Origin of the sequence: Methylophaga sp. UBA2496 (genome assembly GCF_002341635.1) — a bacterium.
Taxonomy (GTDB): domain Bacteria; phylum Pseudomonadota; class Gammaproteobacteria; order Nitrosococcales; family Methylophagaceae; genus Methylophaga.
Window position 1 is genome coordinate 1 of the sequence record NZ_DDOK01000006.1, and the last position, 9,820, is coordinate 9,820.

Consider the following 9,820-nt stretch of genomic DNA (forward strand, 5'->3'; position numbering starts at 1 on the left):
TGGTATTTTGAAGAATGAATATATTCTACAAATACCCAAAGATCTTAACGAGGCGGCGATGATGGTTAAACAGTCCATCCAGCTATACAATCATAGGCGGCCGCACATGGCCCTAAAATACAAAACGCCCGATGCGGTGCATCGGGCGTTTTAATCGAAATAAGTGTCAACTTATTTCAGGACAAGACACTGAAAGTTTTAAAACTCAACAAATTACTGATGATACTGGACGCTTTCAGCATGTACGGCATCCACTAATGCAGCTACATGCTCCGGGTTAATCGTAGGGTGGATACCGTGCCCCAGATTAAATACATGGCCACTTCCATGACCATAGGCTTTCAGAATTTCTTTTACTTCCGTTTGTATGCGTTCAGGCTGAGCATATAACACACAGGGATCCATATTGCCCTGCAAGGCCACTTTATCGCCCACCTGATAGCGTGCCAATGAGATATCGGTCGTCCAGTCCAGGCCTAATGCGTCGGCCCCGACTTCGGCCATATGATTTAGCCATTGGCCACCCCCCTTTGTAAACATCGTTACCGGCACACGTCTTCCTTCATTTTCTTTGGTCAGGCCGCTGATGATCTGCTGCATATAGGCCAGCGAAAACTCTCTGTAATTTGGTCCACTTAATGCCCCACCCCAAGTATCAAATAACATTAAGGCCTGAGCACCTGCAGCGATTTGAGCATTTAAGTAAGCCGTTACTGACTTGGCAAGAACTGATAACAAATCATGCATCACTTGTGGCGTATCAAACATCATCGCTTTGATTTTAGCGAAATCCTTGCTCGAACCTCCCTCGACCATGTAGCACGCCAGTGTCCAGGGACTGCCACTAAAACCAATTAACGGCACCTTGCCATCAATTTCCCTACGGGTCATGCGAATGGCATCCATCACATACCCCAGACTATCCTCCATATCCGGTACGCTGAGATTGGCTACTTCTGCTGCGCTGCGTACTGTTTTGTGAAATTTTGGGCCTTCTCCGGTAACAAAATGCAGCCCCAGCCCCATAGCATCAGGAATAGTGAGAATGTCAGAAAAGATTATCGAAGCATCAAGATCAAAGCGACGCAGGGGCTGCAAGGTAACTTCACAGGCCAGTTCCGGCGTGGTACACAATGTCATAAAATTACCGGCCTTTTCGCGTACCTGCCGGTATTCAGGCAAGTAACGACCAGCCTGACGCATAATCCAAACCGGGGTTTTATCGACAGGTTGCTTTAATAAAGCACGAAGATAACGATCATTTTTTAATTCGGACACCGGACCACCTTTTTATTTATGGCAATTACTAGGGTTTGTTGATCTTTCATATCCACCACTGCTGGCGGCTATTTTTGTGTCCGACAAGGCGGAAAGCACGCAGTGTAGCCACCCTACATAAGTGATTGACAACGCAGGCGGCCGCAAAAATAGCCCCAGCCCTTCGGGTTGTGACTGAAAAAGCGTCACTCTGCGTTGCTCGTCGCTTATTTAGAATAACTAAAAGGCGCTCCTCGTGCCTTGATTGACGCTTTTTCAGCTCACAACAGAGGCGGATATGAAAGATAAACAAGCCCTAACTCAGAAACAAAATCGCACTGAGAGATCAGACTCAAGCGAGTATGACCAACTCAGTGCGATAAAATTGCCACGTGTTCAGATAAAACTGGAGAGTTAAACTTCCAGATATTCAAGAATACCTTCAGCTGCCTGTCGACCTTCCCAAACAGCAGTTACGACCAAATCAGAACCGCGCACCATATCACCACCAGCGAATATTTTCGGGTTAGTGGTTTGGTAAGCGCAGGCGCCTTCAGCGGGAGCAACAACACGGCCACCATCATCGATACTGACATTAAATTTTTCAAACCATGGCGCAGGGCTTGGACGGAAACCAAAGGCGATAACGACTGCATCCGCAGCGATAATTTCTTCACTGCCTTGTACTGGTTCAGGACGACGGCGTCCACGTTCATCAGGCTCACCTAGTGCTGTGGTGACGACTTTTACACCAGTGACTTTATTGCCATCGCCAATGATTTCAATCGGCTGACGGTTCCACATAAACTCAACGCCTTCTTCACGTGCATTGTTTACTTCGCGACGTGAACCCGGCATGTTTTCTTCATCACGACGATAGGCACAGATAACACTGGTCGCACCTTGACGAATAGCCGTACGATTACAATCCATTGCGGTGTCACCACCACCCAGAACAACGACTCGCTTACCTTCAAGCGATACATAGTTTTCTGATGGCAAGTCCAATAGTTTTTTATTATTGGCGACCAGATACGGCAAAGCTTCATGGACACCCGGTAATTCCTCACCCGGAAAGCCACCTTTCATATAGGTGTAGGTTCCCATACCGAGGAAAACAGCATCATATTCTTCCAGCAAGGCATCAAACTCGACATCTTTACCCACATCCGTATTCAGGCGGAATTCAACTCCCATACCTTCCAATACTTCACGACGACGTTTAACAACTTCTTTTTCCAGTTTGAATTCTGGTATACCAAATGTCAGCAGTCCACCGATTTCTGGATAGCGATCAAACACTACAGGCTTAACACCATTACGTACCAATACATCCGCAGCACCTAAACCGGCAGGTCCCGCACCAATCACCGCCACGCGCTTACCAGTATCCACCACATTGGATAAGTCCGGACGCCAGCCTTGTGACAAAGCAGTGTCGGTAATGTATTTCTCCACTGAGCCAATGGTGACTGCACCAAAACCGTCATTTAGGGTACAAGCACCTTCACATAACCGATCTTGTGGGCAAACACGACCACAGATTTCAGGCAACGTATTGGTTTGATGGGCCAATTCAGCAGCCTGTTCCAGATTGCCTTCACTGATAAGTTTCAGCCAGTTCGGAATATAGTTATGTACCGGGCACTTCCATTCACAATAAGGATTACCGCACTCTAAACAGCGGTCAGCCTGTTCTGCTGCCTGTGGCGCATCAAATTGCCCGTATATTTCGCCAAATTGCTGCTTGCGAACACTTGCATCCAGTTTTTTGGGGTCAACTCGACCTACATCTAAAAATTGAAACGTATTTTTTTTCATCGTTATATAGTTTTACCAGTTGTATCAGGCCGCTTTGGTGGCAATTTTTAATAAACCATCCAATGACGCTGCTTTGGGTTTGACCAGCCAGAACTCTTTAATCGCCTGTTCAAAACGATCCAGAATCTGGTGCGCCCAGACACTACCGGTTTCACGCACATGGTCTTCAATAAGGCCTTTTAGATGCAAAGCGGCTTCTGACATTTCGTCACCATCGATCCGCACCAATTCAACCAGCTCTTCGTTATAACGTTCCGCCAGAGTGTTATCCACATCCAGTACATAGGCCAGACCACCGGTCATGCCTGCACCAAAATTCAGCCCGGTCTCGCCCAGCACAACAACAACGCCGCCAGTCATGTATTCACATCCATGGTCGCCAACACCTTCAACCACAGCAATCGCTCCGGAATTACGCACGGCAAACCGTTCACCGGCTTTACCGGCAGCATAAAGCTCTCCGCCAGTAGCGCCGTACAAACAAGTGTTACCGATAATGCTGGCATTTTGCGTTTCAAAGTCGCTTTCAGGTGACGGATAGATAGTTAGCTTGCCTGCGGCCATGCCTTTACCGACATAATCGTTGGCATCACCTTCAAGGCGCATTTCCAGACCACCCGCATTGAACACACCAAAGCTTTGTCCGGCAGACCCGGTCAGATGAAGGCGTATCGGTTTATCAATCATGCCGTAATTACCATAAAGTTTGGCAATTTCACCGGATAACCGCGCACCAATCGAACGATTAATATTACGAATACTGTAACTGAATTCACCACCCGTTTTGTTCACTATGGTGTCTTTAATATCCAACACCATCTGCTCAGCCAATTCACCTTTATCATAAGGCTCATTTTTCGGCTCAAGGCAGAATTGCGGTTTATCTTCAGGAACACCTGCGTTCGACAATAAAGGTTGCAAATCCAGGCCACGCTGTTTGGCAGTGGTACCCGGCAAGACCTCAAGCAAATCGGTACGACCAATCAAGTCCTGCAGACTGCGCACGCCCAGTTTAGCCAACCACTCCCGGGTTTCACGAGCTACAAACTGGAAGTAGTTCATTACCATTTGTGGTAAACCGATAAAGTGCTGTGTGCGCAGCTTTTCATTCTGCGTTGCAACACCGGTCGCACAATTATTCAAATGACAGATTCGCAGATATTTACAACCTAAGGCGACCATTGGTCCGGTACCGAAACCAAAACTTTCCGCGCCGAGAATGGCTGCTTTGATGACATCCAACCCTGTTTTCAGGCCACCGTCTGTTTGCAGACGTACTTTGTCACGTAAGTCATTGGCACGCAGAGTCTGATGCGCTTCGCTTAAACCGAGCTCCCAAGGACCACCGGCATATTTCACCGAAGTTAACGGGCTCGCGCCGGTACCACCGTCATAACCGGAAATGGTAATCAAATCTGCATAAGCTTTTGCCACACCGGCAGCAACCGTGCCAACACCCGCCTGAGAAACCAGCTTCACAGAGACCAGCGCATCTGGATTAACCTGTTTCAAATCGAATATCAGCTGAGCCAAATCTTCAATCGAATAGATATCATGATGCGGCGGTGGAGAGATCAATGTTACGCCTGGCACTGAATGGCGCAGCGTAGCGATCATCTGATTAACTTTGCCACCCGGTAACTGCCCCCCCTCGCCTGGTTTAGCACCTTGAGCAATTTTGATCTGTAAAACTTCGGCATTAACCAAATAATGCGGTGTTACCCCAAAACGGCCTGAGGCAATCTGTTTGATTTTGGAAACACGCTCGTTACCAAAACGATCCGGATCTTCACCACCTTCCCCCGAATTGGAACGACCGCCTAAACGGTTCATCGCAATGGCTAAAGCTTCATGCGCTTCAGGCGATAAAGCGCCTAAAGACATACCAGCACTGTCAAAACGTTTCAGAATCGCGCCGGTATCTTCAACTTCTTCAATATCTAATGCCGTATCGGCTAGCTTGACATCCAACAAGTCGCGCAACACCATCGCCGGCCGTTCGTTAACTAACGCAGCATAGGTTTGATAGTCATCGTAACTGCCACCCTGAACAGCTTTCTGTAATGTGCCAATAACATCTGGGTTATAAGCATGATATTCACCGCCATGGATGAATTTCAGCAGGCCACCCTGGTCACGTTTTTTACGTTGATTCCAGGCCAGTTTAGCCAATTGCAACTGATCTGCATGTAATGCTTGAAAATCCGCTCCATTTACCCGACTGGTAGTAGCAGTGAAACACTTATCCACAACCACATCATTCAAGCCAACGATTTCAAACAATTGCGCTCCGCGATAGCTGGCAATGGTTGATATACCCATTTTAGAGGTGATTTTGAACAGCCCTTTGTTAATACCTTTACGGTACAGACGGCAAAGTTCGGCATGTTCAACGTTTTGGATTTCCTTGGTGGCACGCAGATCCTGCAGGCAGGCATAAGCAAGATAGGGATAAATCGCTGTAGCACCATAGCCGAGTAACACACCGAAATGATGTGGATCACGGGCTGTCGCGGTTTCTACAATGATATTTGCATCACAACGCAAACCGGCTTTAATCAGATGCTGATGCACCGCACCAGTTGCCAGTAGGGCATGTACCGGTAATGTGTCTTTGGAAATATCCCGATCGCTGAGGATCACTACCACATTGCCGTTACGCACCGCATTTTCTGCGTCAGCACAAATCGCATCAATCGCTTTTTCCAGGCCGATTTCCGGCTGGTAATTCAACGAGATACGATAAGATTTATATTCCGGGTCGTTATCACCCAGTCTGAGGATATGATTAAACAGTTTCTCGGTCAGTACCGGAGAATCCAGTACAACACGCTGTGCGTGATCTTCACCTTCTTCAAACAGATTACGTTCCTGACCAATACAGGTCTCAAGCGACATAACAATGTTTTCACGCAATGGATCAATAGGTGGATTGGTGACCTGCGCGAACTGTTGACGGAAATAGTCATATAACGAACGGGCTTTTTGTGACATGACGGCAAACGGGCTATCGTCACCCATTGAACCGACTGCTTCCTGACCCAGCTCACCTAAAACACGAATGACCTGATCACGCTCTTCAAAGCTGACACCGAACATTTTTTCAAACACTTCAAGTTCATCGCCCTGAATCTCAGGCAATGTGTGTTGATCATCGTCCTGGGTATCCTGCAAACGTTGCAGATTATTATCCAGCCATTCACGATACGGCTGAGCGGTTTTCAGCATTTCGTTGATATCTTCCGGCATCAACAATTCACCAGTCTGAGTATCAACCGCCAGCATCTGGCCTGGTTTCAGACGGCCTTTCGCCACAACATCTTCCGGTTGATAGTTGTAAACACCAACTTCAGACGCCAGCGTAATATGACGGTCTTTGGTTATCACATAACGTGCTGGACGCAAGCCATTGCGATCCAATGTACATGCGGCATAACGACCATCAGTGATAACCACACCGGCAGGACCATCCCATGGCTCCATGTGCATGGAATTAAAATCATAGAAGGCTTTCAGATCGGCATCCATAGTTGGATCGTTCTGCCATGCAGGTGGGATAAGTAAACGCATGGCACGGAACATACTGACACCACCCGCCAATAAGGCTTCCAGCATATTATCCATGCTGGATGAATCCGATCCGGTTGTTCCAACTAAAGGTCGGATGTCTTCCATGTTTTCAATAAGTGAGGTCGCAAATTTTGCGCCACGAGCCAAGGCCCAGTTACGGTTACCCTGAACGGTATTGATTTCACCATTGTGTGCCAGATAACGGAAAGGCTGAGCCAAACGCCATTGCGGCCAGGTATTGGTAGAAAAACGTTGATGGAATACGCATATAGCCGTTTCCATACGCTCATCGCTGAGATCTTTATAGAAAACCGGCAGATAGGACGGCATCACCAGACCTTTATAAGAAACCACTTGTGATGACAGGCTGGGGATATAGAAGTCTTTATCGTCAGTGATGGCTTTTTCAGCTTTACGGCGTGCAATGTAGAGATTGCGTTCAAATGTGGCGTCATCCATAGACTCGCCAGCATTCACAAATACATGGCGCATCTTCGGCAGCAAACGCAAAGCCTCGTCACCACAAGCCGTTTCGGCATCGACCGGCACTTCACGCCAGCCTATGACTTGCAGACCCTGTTCGGTGAGCTTTTCGGTAACAGCATCCTGCGCTAACTGTGCTTTATTGTCGTCCTGTGACAGAAAAACCATACCGACCGCATAGCGTTGCGCCAGCGAAAAACCGAGTTCTTCCGCAATAGCTTTAAAGAAGCTGTCTGGTTTTTTAAGCAATAAACCACAACCGTCACCGGTCTTGCCATCCGCACCAATTGCGCCCCGATGGGTCAGGTTGCCCAGCGCTTCAATGGCTGTTTTAATAAGCCAATGACTGGGTTTACCATCCATCTGAGCAATCAGTCCGAATCCGCAGTTATCGCGCTCAAATTCAGGTCTGTAGAGACCTTGTGTTAGTTCTGTTGGCTGACTCACGTCACATACCTTCATCGTTTGTTAGCGCCGTCGCAGCTCCATTCCGGTGGTAAAACCGGCACAGCTATGTCTAAACTGAGGAGCGTCGCACAAAAACACGGCAGAAAGGATCACCTAGTATAACGATTGATCCGACACCATTCAATTCTAGCTGCTTTTTTTAGACAGCAACTAACTGCAGTAAATTTTCCTATTTTCAATAAAATAGCTAAAATGCACTGCTTTTCTGACAATACAATCGGACTAACAATGGACAAACCACTGGTCGGCGTAGTGATGGGTAGTAATAGTGACTGGCCTGTCATGCAAAAAGCCGTGGAACAACTTGATGCTTTTGGCATTGCCTACGAAACCCAAGTTGTTTCTGCTCACCGTACACCCGATCTACTCACCGAATACGCCAAAACCGCCGAATCACGTGGGCTAAGTTGCATTATTGCTGGGGCCGGTGGGGCCGCGCATCTACCCGGCATGCTCGCAGCGAACACCTTAGTTCCGGTTCTTGGTGTTCCGGTTCCATCGCGTTATCTAAAAGGTCAGGACTCTCTATTATCAATTGTTCAAATGCCTAAAGGTATACCTGTTGCCACATTTGCAATTGGCGAAGCTGGTGCCGCTAATGCTGCATTATTCGCTATTGCCCAGTTAGCAATTCACGATAAGAAGTTGGCGGCTAAATTAGAACAATTTCGTAAAGACCAGTACCAGGCTGTCTTGGATATGACACTTCCACCACTAGCATAAAACTGAGGATGTAATGATTTTACCAGGAGCAACATTAGGAATGCTGGGTGGCGGTCAATTAGGCCGCATGTTTACGACTGCAGCACAAACCATGGGCTACAAAGTTATTGTGTTGGATCCCGATAAGAACAGTCCTGCAGGAATTATTGCCGACGAGCATATTTGTGCTGCCTACACAGATGACTCCGCCCTGGCTGAGCTTGCGCAACGTTGCGCTGCAATTACAACCGAATTTGAAAATATTCCTGCCAGCACATTAGCCTTTCTGGAACAACGCACCGTTGTCCATCCCTCCTCAACCGCCCTGGCCAGTACGCAAAACCGTAATGTTGAAAAGAGCTTTATTCGTGCCCAGGGCATTGCCACCGTGCCGTTTGTCAGTATTAACAGCACTGATGATATTGCCAGCATCGGTGACCAGATCAACTTCCCGGCGATCCTGAAAGTCGCAACCTTTGGCTATGACGGTAAAGGTCAGATTGTTTGTGAAGATTTACAGGCTGTCCATAAGGCTTTCGAGGCCTTAGGCCAAAAAGAATGCGTTCTGGAGCAACGAATCGATTTGGAACGTGAAATATCCGTTGTGCTGGCGCGTAGTCAGGACGGGCAGATCAGCGCTTTTCCAGTAGCTGAAAATGTGCATATCAATGGTATTTTGCACTCGACTACCGTGCCAAGTATTGCGGCAGAATCACTTCAGCAAACGGCGATTGAAATGGCCAGTACAATTGCTGAAGGCCTTCGTTATGTTGGCACCATGGCAGTTGAATTTTTTGTCTCCAAACAAGGGGATATCATTGCCAATGAAATTGCACCACGGCCGCATAATTCCGGACATTACACACTGGATGCCTGTCGCACATCTCAATTCGAACAACAAGTTCGGATGCTTTGCGGGCTTACTGCCGGAAATGCGGAATTAATTTCGCCGGTAGTGATGATTAATTTGCTAGGTGATGTTTGGGGCAATAGCCAGCCACACTGGGATAAACTGCTTGCTCAGCCTGATATAAAGCTGCATCTTTACGGAAAAAAAGAAGCACGCGCTGGTCGGAAAATGGGTCACTTTAATGTGCTTTCTGCCGACGCGTCCCAGGCAATGGAGCTGGCCAGTCAAACTTTTGAAGCCATTAAAGCTGATTAATGCATAACATAACCATTACCTACTGCACACAATGTCGCTGGATGTTGCGGGCCGCCTGGATGGCCCAGGAACTGCTCAGCACTTTTGACGGTGAGATTGCAGAATTAACGCTTAAACCGGCTACCGGTGGCGTTTTTGAAGTAACGGCAGATAATGCGTTGGTCTGGTCAAGAAAACAGGAAGGCCGCTTTCCTGATATTACCGAACTAAAACAACGTGTTCGTGATGTCATTGCTCCGGAACAGGATTTAGGTCATTCTGATAGAAAAAAGTAATAACCGGGTTTGAATGAATAAAAAAAGGGACGTTTTCACGTCCCTTTTTTATTTTTATGACCCGTCCTAAATAAGGTTG

At 47.5% G+C, this 9,820-nt stretch carries 7 protein-coding genes; 4 read left to right on the forward strand and 3 right to left on the reverse strand.

Features of this window, described 5'->3' with window-relative positions:
* The coding region (locus B2W60_RS09795) for an integrase core domain-containing protein (protein WP_292362671.1) at positions 1–154 on the forward strand (154 nt) is incomplete at its 5' end.
* A 59-nt stretch (positions 155–213) separates the two neighbouring features.
* Here the strand turns inward: B2W60_RS09795 and hemE are convergent.
* The 3 genes from hemE to gltB form a co-directional block, all read right to left on the reverse strand.
* A complete protein-coding gene (hemE, locus tag B2W60_RS09800) occupies positions 214–1,278 on the reverse strand; it encodes a uroporphyrinogen decarboxylase (protein WP_292362667.1) in 1,065 nt (354 codons plus the stop codon).
* 393 nt (positions 1,279–1,671) lie between these two features.
* Positions 1,672–3,078 carry an FAD-dependent oxidoreductase gene (locus B2W60_RS09805; RefSeq protein WP_292362668.1) on the reverse strand — a complete coding sequence of 469 codons (1,407 nt, stop codon included), beginning with the start codon at positions 3,076–3,078 and terminating at the stop codon, positions 1,672–1,674.
* A gap of 24 nt (positions 3,079–3,102) precedes the next feature.
* The gene (gltB, locus tag B2W60_RS09810) at positions 3,103–7,593 is read right to left on the reverse strand and encodes a glutamate synthase large subunit (RefSeq protein WP_292362669.1); all 4,491 of its coding nucleotides are present in this window, start codon (positions 7,591–7,593) and stop codon (positions 3,103–3,105) included.
* A 234-nt stretch (positions 7,594–7,827) separates the two neighbouring features.
* Between gltB and purE the strand changes: the two genes are divergently transcribed.
* Genes purE through B2W60_RS09825 form a run of 3 tightly spaced genes read left to right on the forward strand, consistent with a single transcriptional unit; the run spans position 7,828 to position 9,741 of the window.
* Positions 7,828–8,322: a 5-(carboxyamino)imidazole ribonucleotide mutase gene (gene purE / locus B2W60_RS09815; protein WP_278389119.1), complete on the forward strand. Its 495-nt coding sequence runs from the start codon at positions 7,828–7,830 to the stop codon at positions 8,320–8,322.
* 13 nt (positions 8,323–8,335) lie between these two features.
* A complete protein-coding gene (locus B2W60_RS09820) occupies positions 8,336–9,466 on the forward strand; it encodes a 5-(carboxyamino)imidazole ribonucleotide synthase (RefSeq protein ID WP_292362670.1) in 1,131 nt (376 codons plus the stop codon).
* Complete coding sequence (locus B2W60_RS09825; RefSeq protein WP_278389116.1) at positions 9,466–9,741, forward strand: SelT/SelW/SelH family protein; 276 nt, start codon at positions 9,466–9,468, stop codon at positions 9,739–9,741. The genes B2W60_RS09820 and B2W60_RS09825 overlap by 1 nt, the downstream gene beginning before the upstream one ends.
* Positions 9,742–9,820 lie beyond the last annotated feature (79 nt).